23 protein-coding genes are annotated in these 24,431 nt (G+C 69.8%); 8 read left to right on the top strand and 15 right to left on the bottom strand.

The window, feature by feature from the left end:
• Positions 1-75: 75 nt before the first annotated feature.
• Complete coding sequence (locus CMC5_RS39480) at positions 76-909, bottom strand: metal-dependent hydrolase (protein ID WP_050435245.1); 834 nt, start codon at positions 907-909, stop codon at positions 76-78.
• Between the two features lie 155 nt (positions 910-1,064).
• On the opposite strand from CMC5_RS39480, the gene CMC5_RS39475 reads away from it, so the two are divergent.
• The gene (locus CMC5_RS39475; RefSeq protein ID WP_050435244.1) at positions 1,065-1,754 is read left to right on the top strand and encodes a TetR/AcrR family transcriptional regulator; all 690 of its coding nucleotides are present in this window, start codon (positions 1,065-1,067) and stop codon (positions 1,752-1,754) included.
• A 465-nt stretch (positions 1,755-2,219) separates the two neighbouring features.
• Positions 2,220-3,098, top strand: a complete 879-nt coding sequence (locus CMC5_RS39470) for an NHL repeat-containing protein (protein WP_156339216.1) — start codon at positions 2,220-2,222, stop codon at positions 3,096-3,098.
• Positions 3,099-3,149: 51 nt separating this feature from the next.
• Here CMC5_RS39470 and CMC5_RS39465 read toward each other — a convergent pair whose 3' ends face one another.
• On the bottom strand, positions 3,150-3,854 hold the full coding sequence (locus CMC5_RS39465) for a hypothetical protein (protein ID WP_050435242.1): 705 nt from the start codon (positions 3,852-3,854) through the stop codon (positions 3,150-3,152).
• Between the two features lie 113 nt (positions 3,855-3,967).
• On the opposite strand from CMC5_RS39465, the gene CMC5_RS39460 reads away from it, so the two are divergent.
• Positions 3,968-5,854: a serine/threonine-protein kinase gene (locus CMC5_RS39460; protein WP_050435241.1), complete on the top strand. Its 1,887-nt coding sequence runs from the start codon at positions 3,968-3,970 to the stop codon at positions 5,852-5,854.
• A gap of 101 nt (positions 5,855-5,955) precedes the next feature.
• Here the strand turns inward: CMC5_RS39460 and CMC5_RS39455 are convergent, their stop codons facing one another.
• A complete protein-coding gene (locus CMC5_RS39455; protein WP_050435240.1) occupies positions 5,956-8,550 on the bottom strand; it encodes a CehA/McbA family metallohydrolase in 2,595 nt (864 codons plus the stop codon).
• A gap of 242 nt (positions 8,551-8,792) precedes the next feature.
• On the opposite strand from CMC5_RS39455, the gene CMC5_RS39450 reads away from it, so the two are divergent.
• From CMC5_RS39450 to CMC5_RS39430, 5 genes are read left to right on the top strand one after another with little or no spacing between them, the layout of a single operon-like run.
• The gene (locus CMC5_RS39450) at positions 8,793-9,209 is read left to right on the top strand and encodes a hypothetical protein (protein ID WP_050436393.1); all 417 of its coding nucleotides are present in this window, start codon (positions 8,793-8,795) and stop codon (positions 9,207-9,209) included.
• Positions 9,210-9,220: 11 nt separating this feature from the next.
• Positions 9,221-10,030, top strand: a complete 810-nt coding sequence (locus tag CMC5_RS39445; protein WP_050435239.1) for a ParA family protein — start codon at positions 9,221-9,223, stop codon at positions 10,028-10,030.
• Positions 10,005-10,844, top strand: coding sequence for a hypothetical protein (locus CMC5_RS39440; protein ID WP_050435238.1), 840 nt, complete (start codon positions 10,005-10,007; stop codon positions 10,842-10,844). The genes CMC5_RS39445 and CMC5_RS39440 overlap by 26 nt, the downstream gene beginning before the upstream one ends.
• Positions 10,841-11,761: a hypothetical protein gene (locus tag CMC5_RS39435; RefSeq protein ID WP_050435237.1), complete on the top strand. Its 921-nt coding sequence runs from the start codon at positions 10,841-10,843 to the stop codon at positions 11,759-11,761. The genes CMC5_RS39440 and CMC5_RS39435 overlap by 4 nt, the downstream gene beginning before the upstream one ends.
• Positions 11,758-13,020 (top strand): hypothetical protein, encoded by a 1,263-nt coding sequence (locus CMC5_RS39430; protein ID WP_050435236.1) that lies wholly within the window; start codon positions 11,758-11,760, stop codon positions 13,018-13,020. The genes CMC5_RS39435 and CMC5_RS39430 overlap by 4 nt, the downstream gene beginning before the upstream one ends.
• A 39-nt stretch (positions 13,021-13,059) precedes the next feature.
• On the opposite strand, the gene CMC5_RS39425 is transcribed toward CMC5_RS39430, so the two are convergent.
• The 12 genes from CMC5_RS39425 to CMC5_RS39370 all read right to left on the bottom strand — a co-directional run bounded on the left by CMC5_RS39425 (position 13,060) and on the right by CMC5_RS39370 (position 24,361).
• Complete coding sequence (locus CMC5_RS39425) at positions 13,060-13,854, bottom strand: hypothetical protein (protein ID WP_156339214.1); 795 nt, start codon at positions 13,852-13,854, stop codon at positions 13,060-13,062.
• A 245-nt stretch (positions 13,855-14,099) separates the two neighbouring features.
• Positions 14,100-14,549, bottom strand: coding sequence for a hypothetical protein (locus CMC5_RS46325; protein WP_218920199.1), 450 nt, complete (start codon positions 14,547-14,549; stop codon positions 14,100-14,102).
• Positions 14,550-15,086: 537 nt separating this feature from the next.
• Positions 15,087-15,797, bottom strand: coding sequence for a hypothetical protein (locus tag CMC5_RS39415; RefSeq protein WP_050435233.1), 711 nt, complete (start codon positions 15,795-15,797; stop codon positions 15,087-15,089).
• Between the two features lie 164 nt (positions 15,798-15,961).
• The gene (locus CMC5_RS39410) at positions 15,962-16,714 is read right to left on the bottom strand and encodes a hypothetical protein (protein WP_050435232.1); all 753 of its coding nucleotides are present in this window, start codon (positions 16,712-16,714) and stop codon (positions 15,962-15,964) included.
• A 231-nt stretch (positions 16,715-16,945) separates the two neighbouring features.
• A complete protein-coding gene (locus CMC5_RS39405) occupies positions 16,946-17,458 on the bottom strand; it encodes a DUF1993 domain-containing protein (protein WP_050435231.1) in 513 nt (170 codons plus the stop codon).
• Between the two features lie 301 nt (positions 17,459-17,759).
• Positions 17,760-18,509: a hypothetical protein gene (locus CMC5_RS39400; RefSeq protein WP_156339212.1), complete on the bottom strand. Its 750-nt coding sequence runs from the start codon at positions 18,507-18,509 to the stop codon at positions 17,760-17,762.
• 179 nt (positions 18,510-18,688) lie between these two features.
• On the bottom strand, positions 18,689-19,201 hold the full coding sequence (locus CMC5_RS39395) for a DUF1993 domain-containing protein (protein WP_050435229.1): 513 nt from the start codon (positions 19,199-19,201) through the stop codon (positions 18,689-18,691).
• A 99-nt stretch (positions 19,202-19,300) separates the two neighbouring features.
• Positions 19,301-20,068, bottom strand: a complete 768-nt coding sequence (locus tag CMC5_RS39390; RefSeq protein ID WP_156339211.1) for a hypothetical protein — start codon at positions 20,066-20,068, stop codon at positions 19,301-19,303.
• A gap of 171 nt (positions 20,069-20,239) precedes the next feature.
• Positions 20,240-21,229: a hypothetical protein gene (locus CMC5_RS39385; protein WP_050435227.1), complete on the bottom strand. Its 990-nt coding sequence runs from the start codon at positions 21,227-21,229 to the stop codon at positions 20,240-20,242.
• 60 nt (positions 21,230-21,289) lie between these two features.
• Entirely contained in the window at positions 21,290-22,012 is a 723-nt protein-coding gene (locus CMC5_RS39380; RefSeq protein ID WP_050435226.1) for a hypothetical protein, read from the bottom strand.
• Complete coding sequence (locus tag CMC5_RS39375; RefSeq protein WP_156339210.1) at positions 21,990-22,760, bottom strand: hypothetical protein; 771 nt, start codon at positions 22,758-22,760, stop codon at positions 21,990-21,992. Before CMC5_RS39375 ends, CMC5_RS39380 begins: the two co-directional genes overlap by 23 nt.
• Positions 22,761-22,774: 14 nt before the next feature.
• Positions 22,775-24,361 (bottom strand): hypothetical protein, encoded by a 1,587-nt coding sequence (locus tag CMC5_RS39370; protein ID WP_156339209.1) that lies wholly within the window; start codon positions 24,359-24,361, stop codon positions 22,775-22,777.
• Between the last annotated feature and the right edge of the window lie 70 nt (positions 24,362-24,431).

The following is a 24,431-nucleotide window of genomic DNA, read 5'->3' as shown; positions in this document are numbered from 1 at the left end:
CCTCGACCGGACTAGTGAAGGGTCCTGGTGAAGTCAACACGCCGGGCGGCGCGCAAGATCGCCGCCCGGACGTGCTCACGCCGCCGGTTCGAGCCCGGCCTCCACCAGGTACGCCTGCGCGAGCGCGTCGTTGTCGTTGTCGGAGGGATGGAAGCCTGGGCTGAGGTACTGGAGCAGGCCGCGCAGCATCGTCGTGCGGACCAGCGACGTGTGGGCTTCCACGCCCGCGGCGCGGGCCCGCTCCCGGAGCTTCCGGAGTTCACGGAGCGCGCCGAGGGGGGACATGCCGTCCTGGTGCCAGAGCATCACCGTCGCAGCGAACCAGAAGCTGAAGAGGATGCTGGAGGCCAGGGCGAGGCCGGCCATGCGCACGGCGTAGCTCGGGTTCACCTGCTGGAGCGCGTCGAACGCCACGGCTTTGTGCTCGATCTCCTCGGCGGCGTGCCAGAGGAGGAGGTCACGCAGCGCGGGGTGCGCGTGCTCCAGCGCCCGGCGCCGGAGGACGGCCTCGGCCAGCAGCGCCGTGTAGTGCTCGGCGGCAGCCGTCGCGGACAGCGAGAGCACGGCGGGCAGGTGCTCCTCCTGGTACCGGATGACGGTCTCGAAGATCTCCAGGAAGCGATCGAAGCGGTAGTCATGGCTGCGCATGGCGGCGAAGAACCGTTCGTGAGCGCCGGCGTGACGGCCTTCCTGCCCGAAGAAGCCGCGGACTTGCTCCTGAAGGGCGGGATCCAGCCGGTCCATGTGGCGAAGCACGCTGCGAACGAAGAAGCGCTCGCCGATGGGGAACAGCAGGTTCACGCCATTGGCGATGCCGGTCGCCGCGGCATTGCCAGCAAACCAGGCGCGCGGGACCGCGCCGAAGTCGAGATCGAGCTTGCGTGGCCGGATGGGATGGGGGCTCGCCATACTGTTGACCTCCGTTCAATAACCGTGACCCATGGGTAGCGCGCTGTTGAACAAAGGTCAACAAGCTGGCGCGACCTCTGGATCCGGCGACGATTCGAGCCTTCGGAGCGGTCCGGGCGCGGGTCGGCCCGTCGCTGTACTAGGGTGGCGCTCCCATGTGTGCCGTCCGACGCAGCGGTTCCTCCGAGGGGAAGCTCACCTCGACGCGTGGCCCACGGCTGCGTCTGGATCTCGACGAGCGCCGCGCGCAGCTCGTCGAGCTCGGGCTGGCTGCCTTCTACGAACGCTCTTACGACGAGGTGTCGATCGACGACGTCGCGCGTTCGGCCGGGGTGTCGAAGGGGCTCCTCTACCATTACTTCCCGACGAAACGGGACTTCTACATCGCCTGCCTGAGCGAGGCGGCCCGGCAGCTCCTCGCGACCACTGTCCTGGAAGGCGCGGAGGCGCCACCGCTCGAGCGGGTCCGTCATGGGGTCGAGGCGTATCTGGACTACGTGGTCCGCCACGCGCGGGCCTACACGACGCTGTTCCGGGGAGGCATCGGCTCTGATCCCGGCGTGGTGGCCATCATCGAGCAGACCCGCGCGACGTACCTGGAGCGGCTGCTCGAAGGGGTGGACGGCGTTCCCTTCGTGCAGGGGAATCCACCTGCGCTGCGCCTGGCACTGCGAGGGTGGATCGGCCTCGTGGAGGTCACCAGCCTCGACTGGGTCGAGCGCCGAGAGCTGCCGCTGGCCGCCATCTGCGACTTCCTGCTGGAGATGCTTCTGTCCGCGCTGCGGGCGTCCGGGGCGCTGGCGGTCGCGCAGGAGGACGTGACGCCCAGAAACGAGAGGGCGTGAGCGAAGCGCGATGAACCCAGGCGCTGCTGGGTTCGTGTATGCTGCACACCATAGGAGGTCTCCGTGCTTGGTACCCCGCGTAGCTCTTGCTTGTTTGCCGCTGTCCTGTTGGTGATGGCCGTTCCTGCGTGCTCCGGTGATGGCTCGACGGGCCCCGGCACGACGAGCGGACCGCAGGGCGGCGCTGGTGGTACGGGAGGCGCAGGGACTGGCGGAGGAGGCGCTGGTGGCGCTGGGGGCGCCGGTGGAGAAGGCGGCCTCGGCGGCGCTGGCGGTCAAGGGGGACTCGGCGGCGAAGGAGGCGCTGGCGCGGGCGGGCCGCTCACGTGCGAGCCCGGCTTCGCGAACTGCGACAACGACGACTCGAACGGGTGTGAGATCCAGCCCGAGGTCGACGCGCGCCACTGCGGTCTGTGCGGAAACAACTGCAGCGGAGGGACCTGTCAGGCCGGGCTCTGCGTCGGTGTGGCGACTGGCGCGACGGGTCAGTCGCAGCCGAGCTACCTCGCCGTCGGGGGTGACGCGCTCTTCTGGTCCAACTTCGGCAACAACACGGTGGTGAAATCGTCGCTCGACGGGACCACGATCACGGTCATGGCCACGAGCCAGTCGAACCCGTCGGGCATCGCCGCCGATGCGACCCATGTCTACTGGGCCAACCGCGGCATCTCGGGCGCTCAGAACGGGAGCATCATGGAAGCCGCGGTGGACGGCAGCACGCCCCCGGAGCCGATCGCCGAGAATCTCCGCTACCCGTTCGGGCTCACGATCGACGATGCCTACGTGTACTGGACTTACCACGAGGGCAACGGCGGCGTGGTGCGCGCGCCCCGTGGTTCCATGGGTGCGGGTCCCTTCACGACCCTCGCGACCGGGGGCGTGCCCAATGCGGTCGCGGTCGACGACACCCATGCGTACTGGGTGCTGCGTAATTCAGGCACGGTGCAGCGCGTCCTGAAAGACGGCACCGGAGGCCAGCCCACGACGCTCGCCACCGGCCAGGGCGAGATCCGGGAGATCGCCGTGGATGCGCTCTACGCCTACTGGACCACCAGCGCGACAGGGACCGTCATGCGCGTGCTCAAGACGGGAGGGACCGTCGAGATGGTGGCACAGGGCCAGGGCAATCCTCGCATGATCGCGGCGGACCCGACGGGGGTGTACTGGGCCAATGCGGCCAGCGGCTCCGTGATGAGGGCGTCACCGAGCGGCATCGTCTCCACCTTCGCCGCAGGGCTCCAGTCCCCGTGGGGGCTCGCCATCGACCAGACCCACATCTACTGGACGAACCAGCTCTCCAGCGGGACGGTCCAGAGCGCGGTCAAGCCGCCCCCCCAGCTCTAGTCCTGCGTACCCCCACGCAGGGCCCTCTCGGGCCCACGCCCTCAGGTTCTTCTACGGCTGCGCCGGCGTGATCTGCCGGCGCACCTGCTCTCGCTTCGCGACGGGCAGCGCGCCGAAGATGTCGAAGACCTGGATGCTCCCCTTGTCCACGATCACGCTGAGTCCACGTCCCAGATAATGGAACGTCTGCTGTCGTTCGCCGTGGTCGCGCACGAGGACATCGGGTTGCCCGAAGGTCTGGATGACGCCGTGACCGGGGCGGGTCAGAAAGCATGACGGGGGAAACCCGATCGTCTCCAGGCCCGTCATCGCGTGCAGCAGGACGGAGGCCTTGAGCATCCGGACCTGCCCCTCGTGCACATACACCTTCCAGATGGGGGGTAGCCCGGGGGCGGGGTTCTCGTAGACGAGCACCTCATCGAACCCCAGGGCGAAGACCAGCTCGCGCTCCGGGTCGTATCCACTGCTACGCCACCGATCGCGCTCTTCGTCGTGCTGGACGAGGGAGGCCTCGCGGCCGAGCAGGCTTCTGACCTCCTCCACGGCCTGCCCGATGTAGAGGGGGCCGAGGCTCTGGATGGTCTGGTGCGCTGTTGGCGTAGCCTCCCCTGGGGCCGCTCCTTCGTCGGTTCCGGGTTCTGGCAGCGCGACCGTGACGGTGTGAGCCGGTTGTCCCGAGGGTGGCGCCGACGCCGAGCAGGCGGTCGTCCCTGCCAGGATCGCCGCCAGGGAAAGCCGGAAATCCCGCTGCCGCATGCCCCCTCAGCCTACGCGAGTCCCGGCGAGGGGGGCAATCTCATGACGGGCGATCCAGGGAGAGAGGCCGCGAGTTTGGGTGAGGGAACGTCGGTGCGGTAGGATCACGCCTGATGTTCCCCGCGGAGCCCGTTCCCGAGACCCTTGGGACCTACAAGGTCCTCAAGCGCTTGAGCGGAACGGGATCGACCAGTGTGTACCTCGCCCGCCTCGACGGGCCCATGGGCTTTCAGCGCAACTGTGAGCTGAAGCTGGTGCCGAACACGGCGGAAGGGGACTCCCGCTTCGCCGAGGAGCTGGCCCGAGAGGCGTGGATCTGCTCGCGGCTCAACCATCCGGCCATCGTGCGGATGTACGACTTCTTCGAGCACGAGGAGAAGCTGGTCCTCGTGCTCGAGCACGTGGAGGGGGTGCACCTCGACAGGTTCCTGAGGCACCTCGTGAGCCGCCGGCTGAAGCTCGGCGACGCGTCGATCTACTACATCATGCAGCAGGTCTCGGGCGCGCTGGCGCACGCGCACACGCAGACCGATCAGGAGGGGGAGCCCGCGCCGGTCATCCACCGCAACATCCACCCGGGCAACATCGTCATCGGGTGGGATGGGCAGGTGAGGGTGACGGGCTTCGGGCTCGGCAAGATCCTCGGCCGCACGCCCGACACCGTGGTCGGCACGGTGAAGGGGACTCCTGGGTACATGGCGCCCGAGCAGTCGCGCGGCGAGCGGGCCACCACCAAGGCCGACATCTACGCCGTGGGCCTCTTGCTCTGGGCGATGCTCGCCGGGCGTCGGCCGCCCGTGGACGGCTCGCGACCAGCGCAGATCTCCACGCTCCGACCGGACGTGCCGCAGCCCGTGATGGCGATGATCGAGGCTGCGCTCTCGCCCAAGCCGGAGGACCGGAAGACGGACTGCTCGATCATCGAGAAGACGCTGATCCGGGTCCTCCGCCCCGAGCTGGGCAAGGGCGAGCTGGTGCGCTGCATCCAGTCGGTGCATGCGACGATCGAGCTCGAAGACGCGGGGGGCGAGGACGCGCGGCGGCCGACCATCCCGGTGAAGGCCAAGGAAAACTTCTTCGTCAAGGTGCCGGGCGCTGCGCGGCTGCCAGCGGAGAGCACCGAGGACGGGGCGACGGAGATCTCGCCCGACGATCTCGAGGCCGTCGAGGAGCCCGCCGGCGACGCCGCGTCGGCCGCGGTGTCACCTCCAGCGCAGGCGAAGCCTGGTGGCGCCGCCGAGTCGCCCTCCCACATCCAGTTCGGCGCACCGCCGCCGCTGCCCGCACCTCCTGTCGTGATCGCCACCCAGGTCTCGGGGATGACGCCCGCGCCATCCCAGGTGAGCGCGGGTCTGTCCGGCATGACCCCGGCGCCAGGAGGCCAGATCCACTTCGGTCCGCCACCGACGCTGCCGAGCGGAACCCCCGTCTTCGGGGCTGCCCCCTCTGGCGTGCCCACGTCGGGCACACCTTCCAACGTGGCCACCGAGGTGACGGAGTCTCGCTCGCTCGTTCCTTCCTCGCGGTCGCTCTTCGGCACGGTCATCGTCTCGGCCGCGACCGCCACCCTCGTGGCCGTGGTGTGGATCGTCGTCGCTTACCGCGCACCGCAACCCCAGGACGGCAGCGCCACCCCGGGCACCAGCGCCGCTGCCACCACGTCGGCCTTGCCCACGGCCGTTCCCCTTCCTCCGCCGCCTGTGCCGGAGGTCTCGACCCGTCCCACCGCGGCGCCGGAGCCCGACGCCGCCACGCTCCCCGCAGGCGCGGGTTACCTCACCATCTCGTTCCCCGTGGAGGCGAGCGTCTACATCAGCGGCCGCTACCTCGGCGAAGCGAACGGCCCTCTCCAGGTGCGCTGTGGGACCTGGTTCGTGCGCCTCGCGCAACCTGGGAAGAACAAGTACCCCGAGTGGTTGACGAAGGGCCAGACGGTCAACGTCACCTGTCAGGGCACCACGCGCCTGGCGATGCAGCCCCTCCCCGGGAAAGTGCCCTGACCGTTCCTGCTGCCGGGTGACGCATCCCTGCAGCGCAGCGCTCCCCCGCAGGATGGTTCGTCCCTGCGGGGCAGCTCTTCTTCGTCACTGCGGGACCGCGCTCACCGGAGGAACACGGGGTTGGAGACCGCGAACGGCCGGCGCCCCGGGCGCAGCGGCGCGAGGTCGGCGTCACCCTTCGCGTGGAACACCACCCAGTTCACGTCGCGCGACGCGTCTCGGCTGACCTCGACCTGCGTCATGAACCGCTTCCCGGGCTGCCCGTTGCCGATGGGCATCAGCGGCTCGACGGAGATCGTCTCGCCGTTCACGATGGTCTCCAGCGTGTCTGCGCCGACCCAGCTCGGGGCCTGCACGGTGACCGTGAACGTCGCCTTCCCGTTCGTCGTGGTCACCATCTCGCCTGGCGTCTCGCCGCCAGGCCCCGCGACGGTCATGAACAGCCCACCGCTCACCGTCGCGGCTCCCGCGGCCATCACGTCGCGGACTGCCTTCGGCGTGAGCGCGGTGATGTCGTCGTGCCCGAAGAGCAGGCACGTGCGCGGGTAGCCGCTCGGGTTGGTGCGCTGCTCGTGCGAGTCCGAGGCGCCCGTCGCCCAGAACTTGTGCCCGTGGTTGAGGAGCGAGAACCAGTCGGCGACCGACTCGTTCCGGTTGTCCTCGAAGTCGGACTCGTTGAAGACCTCGACGGCCTCGAAGTGGTCGCTCCACAGGTCGGGCGACCCGGAGCCCTTCTTGCGATCGTACGAGGACGCGCGGAAGTACCCGCTGAAGGAGCTCCCGCTCGGGTGGTTGACGATCACCAGCGGGTCCTCCGCTTGCTTGTGCGCCGAGTCGAACACCTCCTGCGGCGTCAGGTCGATCCAGTCGACGGCGCCGTTGTTGAGCTGCCCCGGCTTCGGCTCCAGCGGCAGGATGCCGAAGTGGCCGAACTTGAACGTCGTCAGCTCCTGGGAAGCGACGCCGAACGCCCATGAGGTGAGCCCGAGGCGCTCGATGACGGGCTGGAAGTCGGCGACCCAGTCGTGCTCGCTCGACACGGGGATGTCGAGCCCGTCGGCGATGGCCCCCTTCACCTTGTAGTCGACCGGATCGCTCGAGTCGGCCGAGAACCAGGCGTGCATGTGGAAGTCCGCGCAGAACACGCCGCTCGTGTCGACGCTGTGCTCCAGCGCGACGGGCACGTCGACCGTCTGACCGGCATCGACCGTCACCTGCATGTCGAACAGCTCCCACTCGTAGCCTCGCGTGACGAGCACCTGGTGCTGGCCGGGCGGGACGATCAGGTGCGCCTCGCCGGTGACGGCGAAGTCCTGGTGCAGGCGACCCCCGACCTCGTCTTTCACCCCGTAGGTGCGGGGGGTCGCGGGGAGGGACGACGCGGGGATCACCTGGACCCGGACCGGGAGCGGCTCGCCGTTCGGTGCGTCGGTGGCGACCACGTGGATGATCCCGTGCGGCTCGAAGCTGAGCACGGCCTCGCTCTCGCCGGGCGGCACCACCGTCCCGTCGTGCGGCGGGTAGCCGCGGAGCTGAGGGATGAGGACCACATCGTCCGTGGGCGGCGCGTGGAGCAGGTAGTTGCCCTCGTCATCGGCGACGACCCGGGACAGGTACTCGCCCCCCGCGCTCTCGGCGTGGACCCACGCGCCAGCCACGGGCAGGCCGTCCGCATCGGTCACCTTACCCCGCACCTCGCGCCAGGGCGCTTCCTCGTCGACCCGACGGATGGCTTCTCGCAGGCCGTCGTAGTGCGGACCCCCGGCGATGAACTCGCCATGCTCGACGGTCGTCACCGAGCACGCATCCGCGACGAACGCAGGGCCCAGGAAGAGGGCGAAGCCCGAGATGAAGAGCGCGAAGTCCATCGGCCCGCGCGGCGAGCGCCAGGCGAACCCGAAGGGGCCGCCGTCGAATCCGACCCAGGAGACCACCCCGTCCGGATCCTGGAAGCCGAACTCGGGGGTCATCATCTGCGACTGGCTCGCGTGGAAGAACCCCACCAGCTCGTCGCTGCCCTCGCGGTCGACGCCGAAATTCAGCTCTTGCTCGCGATCGTTGACGACGTGCAGCACGACGCGCACACGCTCGGCGCCGGGCTCGAGGATGAAATCGTGCGCCGCGCGCAGCCCGTAGCTCGCGAGGATCGCGCCGAGGGAGTCCTTGATGAACGGGATGGGGGACAGCACCCCGCTCACGCGCACCACGGCGGCCTCGCCATTCGAGCCGTCGTTGAGCACGCTCACCTCTTCCGGCAGGATCGACTCCGTGCCGAGACCCGCGAGCGTCTCCAGGTAGCGCGACACGCCCATCGGCCGGCCGTCGTCACCCACCTTGTCGATGGCGATGATCTCGCCACCGTAGCGACCGTAGCCATCGCTGATCCCGGCGTCCTCGATCACCACCGAGATCTTGTCGTTGATGAGGACGATGTCCCCCGTCTGGATCTGCTGCCTGCCGTGAGCGGGCTGCGGGAAGCTCGCGCCATCGCGGATGCGCCCCGCCCGCGCCTGCCCCGCGGCCTTTGCGCCGAGCGGATCGGCGTGCCCCTCGGCGCTGCCCGCCTCGAAGACGGCCGGGACCTCGCAAGGATTGGAGGGAGGCGGTGTCTTCTTCTCGTCGTCGTCACCCGAGCAGCCGGGTGTCGCCGTGAGCAGAGCGAAGGGGAGAAGGCCCAGATGAGACCGCCAGCGCATGGAAGGAGCGTACCCGACCTGCCCCCCGATCGGATCACCATTCCTCGATCCCGAGGTGCGCCCGCCTCGACCCCTGAAGAGGCCTGCGCCACCCGATCCTGGAGGGCCCTGCATGCAGCCACGCTGGCGTACGTCCAGCCGGGCGCGGCGTGGTTTCCGGCATCGCTCACGGCCCAGGGGAGCCCCCACCGATCCGGGCGCCTCTCCCCGTCCGCTCCCCGCCCGTGTATGGTGCCGCAACCATGGCGAAAGAGACGCTGGTCAGCGCGATCAAGACAATCGTTGGGCAGGCACGTGCTGGTAACTTCGATGATGCCTTCGCCGGTTATCGAGACGTGTTCACCAGCGCGTGGTTCAGCGAGTGCCGACTGGAGGACCAGCGCCAGGCGCTCCGGCTCATGGTCTTCGCCAAGGGCCTCCCTCCCAAGCACTCCGAGGTGATGCTGGAGGCGTACCGCAGCGCGGTTCAACCGCTCACCGAGCTGGTGAGCGTCCAGAGCGAGCCGGCCGATTACGAGATGCTCGGGATCTGCCACGTCGTGCTGGGCAACCTGGAGAGCGCGGATCGCATCTTCCGGGATGGGCTCAAGATCGAGCGCGAGCGCAATCCCAGCAGCGATCTCTGCGGTGAGTTCATGAAGCGGATCTCCCTGCTCTGAGCGCTGATTCCATGCACATCCTGGTGGTCGCGAGCCAGAAGGGCGGGGTGGGCAAGACGACGATCTCTCTCAACCTGGGGCTCGCGTTTGCGCGCGCCGGCCAGCGCACGCTCATCATGGAGCTCGACGCCCAGGGGAGCGTGGGCCTCTCTCTGGGCCTCGCCGATCGCGCACGACCTGGCCTCGCCGAGGTGATGACGGGCGCCGAGGCGCTCCCCGACGTCCTCCAGCGGACCCGAGATCCCCAGCTCCAGGTGCTGCTCGTCGGCCGCGTCGATCCCGCCACCGTCGGCGGCTTCGAGGAGGCGCTCACCCGCGGCCCGGTGCTCAGCGGCATCCTCGGCCAGCTCCGTGGCGAGTTCGACGTCGTCGTGCTCGACTGCCCCGCGGGCCTCGGCCGCGTCACGACGAGGGCCCTCGAAGCAGGAACGCACGTGCTCACCCCCCTCCAGGCGGAGCCGCTGGCGCTGCGATCCCTCGGCCAGATCCTCGCCCTCGTCGACCGCGTGCGCGCCGAGAAGAACACCTCCCTCACCCTGCTCGGCGTCATCCTCTCGATGTTCGATCGGCAGACGCCGGCCTCCCTCGAGGTGGCCGAAACGCTGTGGACCAAGTTCCCGGGCGGGATCATCCTCGACACCATCATCCCCCGCGACGAGACCTTCCTCGAAGCCTCGCTGCGGGGCGCGCCGCTCCTGCTCATGCAGAAGCGCCCACCGCCCCTCTCCCGGTTGTTCGATCAGCTCGCCACCGACTTGCTCGACCGCATCGAGCCGAAGACCGCGGAGGAGGACGATGGCCCGATCCCGCTCCTCGTTTGATCTCGACCAGGCCGTCATCGCCGCGACGGCCCTGGTCGCCGACGTGGCCGCGAAGCCCGAGCCTCACCGCTTCGGCGCCGTGCCGCTCGTCTCCTTCTCGATCGACGAGGCGAACGCGCGCGCCCCCTCCACCCCGCCCTCGTCCCTCCAGGGCGTGAGCCGCCTCGGCACCCCGAGCGATCTCCCTCCCTCCTCCACCGCCGCGATGAGCAGCGGCCCGAGCCTGAGGAGCGCCCTGCCGCCCTCGGTGCGCGGGGACGACCCCGATCTCCCCTCTTCCCGCGGCCTCCCCTCCACGCGCGGCCTCGCCTCGCGCGCGGCCATGCCCCCGCCTGCGCCTGGAGCGATCCGCGAAGAACCCGATCCCCGCGCTGCCGTGGTCCCTCCCGTCGCGACGGCCGCCGTCCAGATGGCGCCGCTGCCGGACCTCTCTGCCATCCAGAGTCCCCTCCTGCGCTGCGAGCAGGTCATCGCGTGGATCGCCAGGGTGGCCCATGCGACCGACGTATTCCTCGCCGACGCCGCGGGCTTGCCCGTGACGGGCTCCGCGCACGACGAGACACGCCTGGCCGCCTCGGGCTGGATCGCTGCGGCCGCCACGGCGCTCGCGAAGTCACTCCCGGGGGCCCCCTCGGGCGCCTTCGAGCTGCACCTCGGCGAAGGCCCCTTCTTCCAGCTCATCGGCTTCCAGGTGCGTGGCAGCGGCTACGTGATCGGCATGATCTGTCCCACGCCGCTCAGCCCACGGCAGGCGGGGGCGATCCGGCTCGCCTGCATCCAGGCACTCGGCGACGTCCTCGGAGGGTCCGTATGACCTCCAGCGCCGCGCCCGAGCTGTCCCTGCCTGCGCCCATCCCCCTCGACGGCATCGCCTACGGCACCCAGGGCCTCGAAGCCTTGCTCGCCATCCATCTCGGTGACGCCCACGTCCACGCCGCCTTCGTGCGGGAGGGCACCGTGCTCCCCATGGCAGAGCTCGCCGTCAGCTTGCGTGACGCCTACCACGCCTGCCGGAACACGACCCGGACCCTGCCCGCCCGCCTGCGCCGCAGCAGCTCCGCGCCCGCGCTCGAAAAGGCGGGTACCGGCGCCTCCAAACCCTGGTCCGTGGCCGGGTCGTCCGGGACTCATGCTTCCGCCGCCGCTGATCCCTGGGCGCGGATCACGAGTCCAGCAGAAGCTGATTACCCGAGGAAATCGCCCCCTACCGCCGGGTCGTCCGGGACTCAGCCAACCCCCCTCCCCAATGCCCGGGCCCACCTCGGTGGCCTCTCGTCGCGACCCCCCCGAGAGCCCTCCGAGCCCATGGTCACCCTCGAAGCGGAGGGCTGCATCGTCCTCCTTCGGCGTGTCCGAGCTTACCTCGTCGCCGCTCTCTTCGACGCGGCGCTTCCCCTCGGGATGGCGCGCCTGCTCGCCGCCCGGCTGGCCACCACCCTCTCGCCCGAGCTCCCTCGTGGCGAGGTGGATGCACCCGCCATGCTCGTGGACCGCAGCGCCCCTGGCTCCACCCCGGGGGAAGGGGATCGCGCCCGGCGCTTGCTCGAACTCGCGGCCGCCCTCGCCCCGGAGCCCCATGTCGTGCGGCTCCGCGTGTCCCTGCGTGCCGGCGTCCCGCCTGCTGCGCTGGAGCACCCCGAGTCGCTCGGTCCTGACGCAGTACCCCGCCTGGAGACGGCCGTCGAGGAAATCCTCGGCCTCGACCGCGCCGCGTTGCGGAGACTTCTGTGAACACGCTCGGCGATCTCGCGCTCGAGCTGCGACCCCGCGGGCTGCTCTGCCTCGGTGACCAGCTCGTCGTCGCGCTGAGCCACCACCACACCCTGTTCCTCGAACAGACCCTCCTCGACGCCCTCGGCGGCGAGAGCCTCGCCCTGCGACGACAGGCCGCCTTCGAAGCTGCCCACGCCTTGCTCGGGCCGCACTTCACCGAGCGCCGCGTCACCGCCCCCAAGGACAAGCTCGCCACCGCCGAGGCGCTCTTCGCCTCCCTGGGCCATGGCCACCTGCGCTTCGAGCTGGGCCCCGAGGGCGGCGCCGTCCACGCGGACGCGCTGCACCACGCGACCGGCTCCCTCCAGCGCCACGGCGGTCGCGCTCCCACGCGCGTGTCGGTCGACGCCTTCGCTGCCGGCTACTGCTCGGCCGCGGCGAGCCTCGCGTACCCTTCGGACTGGGGGCGCTTCGAGGCCGAGGAACTCCGCTGTGCCGCCCGCGGCGACAAGATCTGCTCCTTCACCCTCACCCGCCGCGCCGAGCGACCGCGCTTCGGCGCCATCATCACCCGCGCCCTCGTCGAAGCCGCCGAGACCTCCCCCCCGGGCGCCGACGGCTGGAGCGTCCCGCCCAGCGCCCCCAGCGCCCCTCCCGCCGCCCCCTTGCTCGACAAGCTCACCCCCGACGCGCGCGGTCTCATCCACACCTGCGGCGTCTACATCGCGCTCGTTCCCGTCAGCTACGCCGCGCAGATCACCTACGACGCCCTCCACCTCGTGGAGCGACGCTCCCCCGAGCTGGGCCCCGTGCTGGAGGCGCTGGTGAGAGAGGCCGCCCAGGTCGGCGCGTTCCACCTGCTCGGCGGCCTCCTCGCCTCACCCACCCACGGCGCGGGCCCGGCGAAGGCCGACGTGCACGAGCGCCTCGACCAGCTCCTCGGCCTCTGTCGCGCCCTCGGCTGGGGGGCCCTCTCGGCGACGGAGATCGTCCCTGGGCGCTCCCTCGTGCTCCAGTGCCCCATCACCGCCGAGGGCGCCTATTACAGCATCCGCCACGGCGCGACCTTGCGCCGCCGCCTGCTCTTCCTCCAGGGCACCGCGCTCGGCTTGATGCAGCTCCTCACGCGCGTCGACTTCATGGCCGCCGAGCCGCTCCGTCCCGACACCTATCCCGGCCTGTTCCGGAGCGGCCCTCGCCTGACCGTCGAAGAGACGCGCTCTCCGCTGCGGGGCGATCCGGTCTGCGAGGTGCGCGTCGTCGCCTCGACCGCATGAGCCCGCGGTGAGCCCGCGGTGAGCCCGCGGTGAGCGCGTTCAGCGCAAGGGCGACGGCGCGTTCTGCTCGACGCAGAGCCCATGCAGGAGCACAGGGAACGCGCAGTCCTGTCCAAGGAACGCGGGTTGGTTCTCCTCGTCGCACGCCCAGCTCTCTGCGGGCTGCTGGGCGAAGCAGTGGACGATGGTCGCCTGGGCCCCGTTGCAGGCTTCCACCTCGGCCACGCTGTCGATGCAGTCCTGAAGACAGGTCGGCGACGCGCAAGGCAGCGTCGACGTGACGTCACATTGCGCCTGGCAGTCGGCTGTAAGGTCGGGCATCCCGCCGGCCGGTCCCTCGAACAGACAGCTCACGGTCGCTGCGCGCTCGTCGGCGCAGACCGTGGTCGATGGCAGCGGATGGCCTTGCGGACACGTGAAGCCGTCCGCCGCTTGCTGAGCGCTGCACTGGACGTGCATGTCGAACATCTCCCCGCACCAGGGCGCGACGAGCTTGCTGGCTTCACACTGGTCCACGCACGCCTCGGACTCCGACGGACAGACCTCGAGCGCTGCCGCCTGCGCGCAGAACGCGCCACACGCCGTGTCGGGGTAGACGATGCCGCCCCCCGTGCCGGCCGAACCTCCGACGCCAGCGCCGCCGCTGCCCGGCTCGAAGCCGCCCACGCCAGCGCCGCCAGTCCCATCGCTCCCTCCGACGCCTTCGATGGCGCCGTCGTCGCCAGTGTTTCTCGACGCGCCATCTGGGCCGCCCTTCGGGTTGTCGGAGCCACTGAGCTCACCGCACCCCACGCCGAACGCCAGCACCGTCACCACGCAAAGTCCGTTCACCAACGATCGCGTCGTCATAGATCAAGCCCCCCTGAAGCATGCGGTCAGCAACGACCGCGGGTTGTTCTCTGCCACTCGACCGAGCAGCAGAGGCATGGGCTTGATCTGATGCAGTGCTTCAGCTCGGTGGTGCGCCGCGTCGGGCGCAGAGCAGGATCGCGGCGTGACGACTCGTGTGAGGACGGCGTATCCGTACGGCGTGTCCCGCACGGTGCCGAGCGTTCAGGATGCTGCTCGAGACAGCGTCCTCAGGGGGAAGAGTGACAGAACTGGATCAGCACCTCGGCCACCCTGCAGCGCATGTTGGTGAGCCTGGGCCACGTCTCGTCACACGAGAAGTCGGAAGCCGGCTCCTGCGCGAGGCAATGGGTGAGAGCTGCCCAGGCGCCTCTACAGCGCGAGGCGAACTCGATCCGGTCGAGGCACGCCTGAACGCAGTCGGGTGGCGAGCACGACAGGGCGTCGCCAATCGCACAGTAGGCCTGGCAATCGGCCGTCATGTCGGGCAGCCCTTCCGGCGGGCCGGCATCCAGACAGGCGGAGCGCTCGTGGTTCTTCTCTTCGCATGCGGTCCCCGACACCAGCCGGGGGCTGCTATCGCATTCGATACTGGATGCTGGCTGGCTGAGGGCACACTGATAGTAGTCGTCGATGAACGGCACACACCAGGGGACGATCCGCTCGTACCAGCCGCACATGGCGTTGCACATGTGCGTCGATACGGGCTCATCGCAAGCGTCGGGGGTCGAGGCGTAAGCGCAGAACTCTCCACACAGCGTGTCGGGATAAACGAACTGAGGTTCTGAGCCGCCCTCGCCACCGGAGCCGCCAGTCTCTCCCGCGCCACCTGTCCCCCCCGACCCTCCATGTCCTCCCTCGCTCGTGGTGCTCGTCGTGGTGCCGGCTCCCGACCCTGTGGGGTTCGTGGAGCCATCGTCACCTTCGCATCCGAGCCCCCCCATCACCGTCAGTGCTCCGAGAGTTCCACCGAGGGTCAGCACGCTACCGAGTGTCCATCGCATCGTCATTCCTGCCCTTTCACGGGGTGATCGCGGTATTGGCCGCGAGCTTTTGCCGATTCGTTACCCTCATCACCGGATGGCGTGAACCCATCTGGCTTGAGCAGCAACGTTTTGTCGCGTGGTCAGGCGCTGGATCGAAGGCGTACGAGAGAGACGCCCTGCAAGGAGCGACTCCCGTGTCATGCAGACGTGGTGGTGAGCGAGGCGCGTCGCTCAGCGCGGCGCGACGTTCATGTTCTGCGTCTGGCAGGCGAAGGCCAGGACCGCTGCTGCCGCGCAGGCGTCACCGGGATGAGGCGTCTGCTGGGTGCACTCGTAGCTGTCGGCTGGCTGCTGCGCGTAGCAGCGAATGAGAGCCGCCTGGATCCCGTTGCACGGCGCCGCGTCCGCCATGCTGGCGAGACAGCTCTGGACACAGTCGGGGGCAGCACAGGGAAGGTCTGCGGCAGCCGCGCAGTGCGTCTCACAGTCGGCCGTCATGTCGGGCAGCCCCTCGGAAGGACCCTCGAACAGGCACTCCAGGTTGGCGTCTCGCTCGGTCGTGCATGCTTCGTCGAGCAGCGAGGGCGTGCCGTTCTCGCACTCGAAGCTCGAAGCGGGCGCGGACGCGCCGCATGCGTAGACCGCGTCCGTTGCGGCGCTGCACCAGGGAGCGACCTCCCTGAACGCCTCGCACTGAGCCTGGCAGGTCGTGGACTCCGTCGGGCAAACGCCGAGCTCTGCCGCGTGATCGCAGAAGTCCTCGCAGGCCGCACCCGGGCCGACGACGCCACCGCCGCCCTCGCCACCACCCCCACCCATCCCGCCGCTGCCGGTGCTCGTCGTCGTTCCGCCACCGGTCATTGCCGGGTTCTTCGGGCCGCCCTCGTCACCACACCCGACGCTCACGACCGCCACCACCGCGACCAGAGACCCGCTCACCATCCACCGCATCGACATCGATTCATCTCCCTGAAAGCCGTGGCCCGCTGGGGCCGACGCGCTGGCTACCACGCCCCGATCGTGGTTTCGATCGTCCGACGAGGCAGCCAGACTCGAGTTCAGCTTTCCGAGATGAGGGTGCGCGGAGGGAGGCGCGGGCGCGTCGCTCAGCGCGGCGCGATGTTCATGGCCTGATCGAGGCAGGCCTGGACCAGGAGCGCGTTGATGAAGCAGCCCTGCCCGGAAGGTTGCGGCTGCTGCTGCGCGTTGCACTGGTAGGAGTCCGCCGGCTGCTGCGCGAAGCAGTGGATCAGGGCCGCACGGGCTCCGTTGCAGACCTCTGCGTCGGCGGTGCTGTCGAGACACTCCTGGACGCAGCTTGCGGAGGCGCACGGCAGATTCGCGGCCGCCGCACAGTGGGCCTCACAGTCGGCCGTCATGTCGGGCAAGCCTCCAGGAGGGCCCTCGAACAGACACTCGGCGTTCGCCTCCTGCTCGGCTTCACAGGCCCCGTCCACGAGGCTCGGGTTGCCGCCTTGACACTGGAAGCTCGCCGCCGGCTCCGCGGTGCCACACTGGAAGAACCCGTCGATCACCTCGTCGCACCACGGGACGAGGGTCTTCCCCGCCTCGCACTCGTCCGCGCAGGTCGCCGACGCGGTGGGACACACCTCGAGCTCTGCCGCGTGCGCACAGAAGCGCCCACAGACCGTGTCGGGGTAGTCGATCCCGCTGCTCGACCCGCCGTCGCCTCCGGAGCCTCCGGTGCCCCCGGATCCTCCGTCGCTGGTGCTGGTCGTCGTCGTCGTGCCGCCGCCGCCCCCCGTCGGGTTCTCGTCGCCATCGTCGTCTCCGCAGCCGACGCCGACGACCGTCACCAGTCCGACCAGAAGCCCACTCACCACCCATCGCATCGTCATCGATCAAGCCTCCTGAAAGACATGGCCCGCTGGGCCGAAGCGTCCGGTCCCACCGCTGCGATCGCATCGGCGATGCGAAGCGGTGGGGACCCTGTTGGATGCCATGCTCCGAGGTTTCGGTGCGCCCCCGTGAGCATCTGGCACGATCACGACGCCGGCATCGTGCGGGAGTGCAGACTTCCAGCAGCGTGCTGCCTCGCCGTCTCCGGCTCTCGCACCCCCAGGCGACGCTCAGACATCGCGCAGGTCCAGCGCGCCGAGGAAGTCCATCTTCCCCAGCTCCACGCCGTTGTGCCGGAGGATCGCGTACGCAAGCGTGGCGTGGAAGTACAGGTTGGGCAGGGCGAAGCTGGCCACCAGCTGGCTCCCGATCATCCCCTTGCCGGGCAGGAACGGCATCGGACACAGCCGCTCCTCGATGTTTGCGAGCTGCTCCGGCTTCACCGCCTTCAGCTCCTCGAAGGCGCCGTCGAGGCGCGCGCGGAGCTGCTCCAGGTTCTCGTCGGCGAGGTCCGTCGACGGCGCCGGCGTCCCGAGCACCATGCTGAAGAACCACGCCGGCGAGAGCGCGATGGACTGGATCTGCTTCCGGAGCGGCCACTGATCGGGCGCCAGCCGGGAGCTCAGCAGCACCTCGGGGTCGAACTTCTTCTGCTCGGCGTACGCCTGCGCCTTGTCCAGCCAGACCCGCGCCTGACGGTTGAGGGTGATCATCTGCGGAACGGAACACTCGTAGACGTTCATCGCTGCTTTCCGGGCGTCTCCTGGCCATCCACCGCTGCGGTGGAGCGGTCGGCGCACCCTCGTCAGGCGCGCCCGACGACGCCCTGACCGACAGCGATGTAGCAGGAGACGGCGGCCGCCGGGAGAGTCGCGCACGCAGCGCACGCAGCACACGACGGCGCACCTGAGGCGATGCAGGCCGACTTCTCGCCTTGTCTGGGATGAGTGACGCCGGGGGTCGCGCGTTGGTGGGTCGAGTCAGCGCGTCTCACCGAGATCGCGCCGCATCAGCGCAGGGTGCTGACGCGGCATCGGTGAGGCTTCAGGGCAGGTTGCTGATGCAGAACTGATAGGTCGACAGGCCCGCGGCGCACTCCGCCGACGTCACCTGCGGGGTCGCTCCACCAGAGCATTCGAAGGCTTCTGCCGGCTCCCTGGCCAGGCAATGCACGTGGATGGCCATCGCCCCACGACATCCAGCGGACGCCGTGATCCCGTCGAGGCACGACTGCACGCAGTCGTCGGGCGCGCAGGGCAGCCCCGCCGCACCGTTGCAGAGCGCCTGGCAATCGGCGGTCATGTCGGGCAGCCCCTCCGGCGGGCCCTGGAACATACAGCTCTGGGACGCCGAACGCTCCGCATTGCAGGCGTCGCCGACATGCTCGACGAAGCCCTCGACGCACGAGAAGTTCGACGCCGGCTCCTGGATCATGCACGCGTAGTACGCATCCGCGAGCGGATCGCACCACGGCGCGACCCCCTCCTGCTCTTCGCAGGACGCCACGCAGGAGCCTGGCTCCGAGTCGCAGATCTCGAGCGAATCGAGGTACTCGCAGTAGCCCACGCAGGCAGACGTCCCCCCACCCTCTCCGCCTGCCCCTCCCGTGCCGCCGCCAGCGCCCGCGTCACCCCCCGTCCCATCCCCCCCGGATCCCCCTGCGCCTCCTTGACTCGTGCTCGTCCCCGGGCCGCCGGTGGGATCGAAGGTGGTCTCCTCGTCACCACCGCACCCGACGCCCACCATGGCCAGCGCCGCAACGGCCAGACTCCCCACGACCCACAGGTTCTTCATGTGCTCCAAGGCCTCCATGCCAGCGCGGCCCCAGAGCCGCGCGTGCGCCTTCGGGCGCCATCCTGCAGGATAACCGAATTCGCCCGTCCTCCGGTGAGGCTTTCTGACGAGAATGGGCACGTGGCGTCATGCGCTCGCCTCGCGCACCCACGCCTCCATGGACTCACAGCGGCCTGGGCTCACAGATCGCGGAGGCTCAGATCCCCGATGAAATCGGTCTTGCCCACATCGACGCCATTGTGGCGCAGGATCGCGTACGCCGTCGTCGCGTGGAAATAGAAGTTGGGCAGCGCGAATTCGAACACGAAGTCCGTCGCTTTGAGCCCCTTGCCCGGCAAGAAGGGCAGGGGAATGACCCGCTCCTCGGCACCCTGGAACTGCTCCGGCCTGAGCTGCTGGAGCTGCTCGACGGCCCGGTCGACGCGGACGCGCAGCTCCGGCAGCGACTCGTCCAGGATGTCGGGGTTCGACGTCTCCGCGTCCGCGAGGAGCGAGCCGAGCCGCTGCGAGCCCAGGCAGATGGCCTGGATCTGCTGCCGCAGAGACCACTGATCGGGCGCGAGGCGCGACGAGAGGAGCACCTCCGGATCGAACCTCTTCTGCTCGGCGTAGGCCTGCGCCTTGTCCAGCCACACGCCCGCCTGCCGGAGCGTGCGGGCCATCTGGGGAATCGAGCTGTCATAGATGCTCATGGTGCTCTCCTGTGCACGAAGGCCGCGGCCCCGATGGACAGTCCCAGTCTAGCGCGCGCCGGAGACCCGCTCCGGTCACGCCTCTCTCGCCGAGAGCGCTCAACGGCTCTCTACCCTCGGGTGCGCCGTGCCCCTGCATGCCGTCGCGATCGCCGAGGGGACCAGGCAGGCGATTCCGTTCGGCTGCGGAGGCTGCCCTCCCATGCATTCATAGGTCGAGGCGGGCTCCTTCGCGAAGCAGCGGACGAGCATGGCCCTGGCGCCATTGCAGGTCGCCGGCGGGCTCGTGCTCTCCAGGCAATGCTGCATGCAATCAGCGTCAGCGCACGGCAGCGACGCGGCGGCGTCACAGTGGAGCTGGCAATCCTCGGTCATGTCCGGCAACCCCGTCGCCGGCCCCTCGTAATGGCAAGCGACGAGTGCTGCCCGCTCTGCCGCGCACACCCCCTCGTTGGTGGACACCGTCCCCTCGCTGCACTGAAAGCTCCCCGCGGCGGCGCTGCCGAGACAGCGGTAGAGCGCGTCGGCGGCGGACTGGCACCAGGGAGCGAGCCGGGTCGCCGCTTCGCACGTGTCACGGCACGCATGCACGCCATTCGGGCACACGTGGAGCGCCGAGAGGCGCGCGCAGTAGCCGCCGCACGGCGTCTCGGCGTGACCCACGCTGCCGCCCATGCCGCCGCTGCCTGGCTCCATCCCACCCGCCCCGCCCGCACCCGTCATCCCTCCGGCTCCGGCGGGCCCTGCGGTCGTCGACCGGCTCGGCCCACCGCTGGTCGAGCCATCGTTCCCGTCGCCATCACACGCAGACCCGACGAGCGCCGCGCCTGCCAGCACCGTTCCCATCACGATCCATCGCGCTCTCATCTTCGAGCCCTCGGGCAAGCGACCCGATGGACGATGCCCCGCCTGCACCAGCGCAGCGCGAGCTCCCCCATCGTGGCAACACATAGAACCCGCCGCCCCTGGCGCAGGGGGGCGCGTCGCTCCCGAGCCGTGGATCAGGGCTCCACGGAGGACATGGCGCGGCTCACCCCGTCACGCCATCCCCAGCACGGACTTGAGGTCGAGGCCGGCCACGCTCGCCGCGTTCTCCTCGACCCACAGGTGCAGCGCTGGCCCGAGCGCAGCCTCGATCTCCTCCTTCACCAGGCGCTCCACCGCTTCCGGCCCGATCGTCGCCGGATCGAGGCCCAGCGACCCGCGCGTCGACAGCGCGCCGATCAAGCGGACCAGGCTCTCCAGCCCGGCGAGCTGCCCCGCTTCCCCGAGCGGGCGCACTTGCTCCACCGTGATCGCGCCCCCCGGCCGCAGCCGGAAGCGCCCCACCTCGGCCTGATCGGCGCCGTCCTTGCGCAGCACCACCGACGAGCACTCCACCACGGCCTGCAGCACCTTCGGCGCGAGCTGCACCTCGGTCGGCTTGCCAGCGAAGTCCACCTTCAGCTGGACCACGGCCCCTGCGGGCACGCGGAACCCTCCAGGCCCCACGTCCGCGGCGAGTTCCTCGCGCACCGTCAGCTTCGCCGACAGGCACACGTCCCGCGCGAGCGCCGTGCTCTCCCCGCCGCCCGACTCCAGGTTCGCCAGCACCTGCTGGAACGACAGCACCAGGTCCCGATCCGCGCTGGGATCGTACGGCGCGATGCGCAGCGGCGTCGCCGTGAGCAGGTCGCGCATCCACGCGCGCGCCTGCTCCAGCGCTTGCTCCTTCCCCACCGGGATGCCGAAGCCCGGGAGCTGCCACACGTTCGGCGTGATCACCCCCGTGCGGAAGTCGAGGTCCATGCCCTGCAGGCCCATGTCGCCGAGCGGTGCCGGCAGGTCGATGACCAGGTGCGGCTCGAACACCATCCGGAACAGCGTTGGCCCCAGCGTGAGCCGGATCGTCGTCGCCTGGCTCTTGTCCGACGTGACCACGCTCGCCACGCCCCCGGGTCCACCGCGCTGCAACCGCGTGCGCGCCGGGAGGGTGAACGACAGCGAAGCGGACTCCAGATCGACGGCGGGCAGGAAGCGCCAGGTCATGGGAGAGGGTAACACCGATCCTGGCGCCGGGCTGTCGCGCCGACCCTCTCCGCCATCACCTCACGGCGCGATCTCCAGCGAGCAGAGCACCGTGTCCGGGAGGGCGACCTCGCGCACGACCTGGACCGAGACGTCATCGATGACGCGGAGCACCGTGCCTGCCATGACCTCGAACTGCGAGATGGCGCCCGGGGACGTCAGCGCCGCGAGGTCGAGCGTGCACTGGCTCGGGTTCCCGATGTCGACCGGGCGCTTGTAGACCGAGACCGGCGTCGACCGCGCGTTGTACAGCCGCACGGTGAGGGGCGCTCCGCCGTCGGCCGAGCACTGGTGCGCCATCAGATCGACCACGCCCGGGCAGTTCTCGCCCTCGAAGGACGGCCCCGAGTCCGGCGGCGGCCCCGCGTCGGGCAGGTCGCCCGTGAACGGCGCCGCTTGCACGACGAGCTTCTGGTAGTCGTACGCGACCGCCGTGGCCACCGGCAGCTCGGCGGACACCGCCACGATCTGAAAGCTCCGCCGCTCCTCCAGCTCGACGTTCGCGAACGTCGCCACCCGCTCGCTGCCTTGCAGGATGTCGACCGGGCCCACGTTCTTCGCGAGCACGCCGATCGTGAGCGGCTGCCCTGGTGTGGGCGGCAGCGGGTCCGCGTACAGCTCCAGCGTCCCAGGGACCTCTTCCCACTCGGCGACCGACGAGCAGGCGATGGCACCTGCCACGAGCGCGAGTGCGCCGAGCGCCACCCCGCGGAAGACCCGATCACGGCTCGGCGATCGGAACATCGTCTTCCTCCTGTCGGATGCGGCTGGGATCGGCGGGCAAGGGCTCGAAGGCCGAGCGCATCTTCGCGTTGATGCAGCACCGGAACCCGAGCAGCGGATGGCGGAACGCTGGGTCGAGGACGGGCGACATCCGGAGCACCCCGCCGATCGCCGTGTCCTTGCTCAAGCGCCCCAGGATCAAGGGGATCGAGGGATCCTTCTCGTTGTCTTCGCGCACCGGCGACGCGGTCCAGAACGCCACCGACCCCGTGCTCTCCGGGTACGGCGGCTTCCCCGTGTCGCCCCGGATGACCATGTCGTACGGGTTCAGCGGATCGAAGCGGTGCGGCAGCGACGTCACGTCACTCGTGGGCGACAGCGCGGTGATGGCCGTCTCGTCGAACTCCACCCCGGTCGCGGAGGTGCTGCTCAAGGGCGCCAGGGCGCGCAGCTCGTCCGAGTCGCAGAGGAACTTCCCGGCGCGACCGCACGCCCCGATGGCCTCCTCGAAGGTCAGGTTCGTCCAGGGGATGGCCTCCGGGCGGCTCGCGGCGAACGACTCGTCGCGGCCCGCCGAGGTGGTCGTCGCGTCGCGGCGTGACGCCGCGTGGATGTCGACGCACGACCGGATCTGGTCCTCTTCCGTCGACGTGCGCCCCTGGAAGGTGACGATCGACATCGAGGGGTCGCCACAGTCGGTCGGGGGGTCGACCGTGGAGCATGCCGGCGCCCACGCCGCGGCGGCGACGATCGCGAGACGGAGCCTCATCGACGCTTGCGCGCTCATTCGAACCTCAGACGATAATCCAGCGACAGGCCGCGGTTGTCCACGCCGCTGCCGAAGTTGTTCTCGTAGCTCACGAGCTGCCCGCCAAAAAACAGGCCGCCCGCTCGGGAGTAGTTGATGGGCAGCTCCAGCTCCAGCTTCAGCCGCTGCCAGGTGTACGAGTCGCCTTGCCGCAGGTCGTCGAACCCGATCAGCGCCACGAACGCCCCCTGCCGTGGGTTGAGGTCGGGGAACGAGAGCGCCGGGTACGAGCCACGCTCGAACTTGAAGTGCACCCCGCCCAGCGACCAGCCGAAGACCTCCGGGAAGCGGAAGTCCAGCTCCGCTGCCAGCTCGTAGCCCAGGCCGGTCACCAGCCCGATCGAGTTGTTCAGCGGGTTGTCCACCGCCGCGCCGACGCCAGGCGCGCTCACGTCACGCGAGAGGATCCAGTTGTGGAACATGCTCGGCCCCGCGCGGAAGAACGCGGTGTGCTGCGACCAGTAGCTGTCCTTCTTCCCCTTGCTCAGGAAGCGGATCGCGTCGAAGCCCGCCTGCGCGTCGGCCTTGAAGAACGAGCTGGAGACCTGGAGGAAGTCGGTCCGCGAGATGCTCGTCTGCTGGAGCGTGAGGTGCCCGTAGCCGACGATGCCCACCGTGGGGTGGATGTAGCTGTACCCGAAGTCGTACCCCAGGTTGTTGCCGAGGAAGCCGCCGGAAGGCTCGCGGTTCAAGCTGCCGGTGAGCGCCGACTTCTTCGAGTAGTCGAGCGCGTACACCGACGCCTCGATGTGGTGGACGGTCGGCCCGGCGAGTTCCTGCTCCTCGCTCCACAGCGAGAGGAACGGGCCCGCGACCAGCAACCCGACCGAGATGGGCACGATGACGTAGTTGCAGAGGCTGCCGAGGAACCCGGTCCCGTCGACGCGCCCGATGGTGCCTCGGCTCGCGTCGAAGCAGAGCGGCATCATCACCAGCGGGTAGCCGATCATGAAACCGTTCGGCGCCCCGCGCTTCAGCCCCAGCGCCTCCAGGGCGTCCTGCGCCCCCTTGACCGACCCGATGAGCTGCGATCCATCCTTCGGCGCGAACAGGCCGGGCAGCACGTCGGTGAGCTTCTCGCCCGCCTCCGCGATCTTCGAGACCCGCGCTGGCGTGAACCCTTCCGGGATCAAGCTCGACGCGCCAGCGGGCGCCACGGGCGGCGGCGGCTTGCCGTCGATGCGCGCGATGCGGCTCCAGTCCACCGCCTCCTTCTGCCCGCCCTCGCGCTCGACGATGGCGTAGGAGCCCGGCTTCTGCTCGACGACACGGCCCGGCAAGCTGCGGCCATCGACCGTCTCGATGCCCTGGAACGTCGGGCCTGCGTCCGGTGCTGCGGCCCCCGACGACGGCGCCGGGCTTCCTGGAGACGGCGCCGCAGACCCCCCTGAAGGCGCCGCGGCAGGGGATGCCGGTCCTGGTGCTGGCGCGCCTGGGGGGGCTGCGCTGGAACCCGGTGCCGTCGCCGCCGATGGCGCGGCGCTTCCGGCCCCCTGCGTCCTTCCGAGCGCAGGAGTGACCATGACGGTGAACGCAAGCAGCGACGAGAGAACCCGATTCATCGCGATCCCATCATGAATCGACGATTCATTTCATCTTTGCAAGCCAATTCCGTTCAGGTCTAATTCCTGG

Source organism: Chondromyces crocatus (assembly GCF_001189295.1).
Taxonomy (GTDB): Bacteria; Myxococcota_A; Polyangia; order Polyangiales; family Polyangiaceae; genus Chondromyces; species Chondromyces crocatus.
The sequence above is the reverse complement of the archived record's forward strand: the minus strand, read 5'-3'. Positions and strand labels throughout refer to the sequence as shown.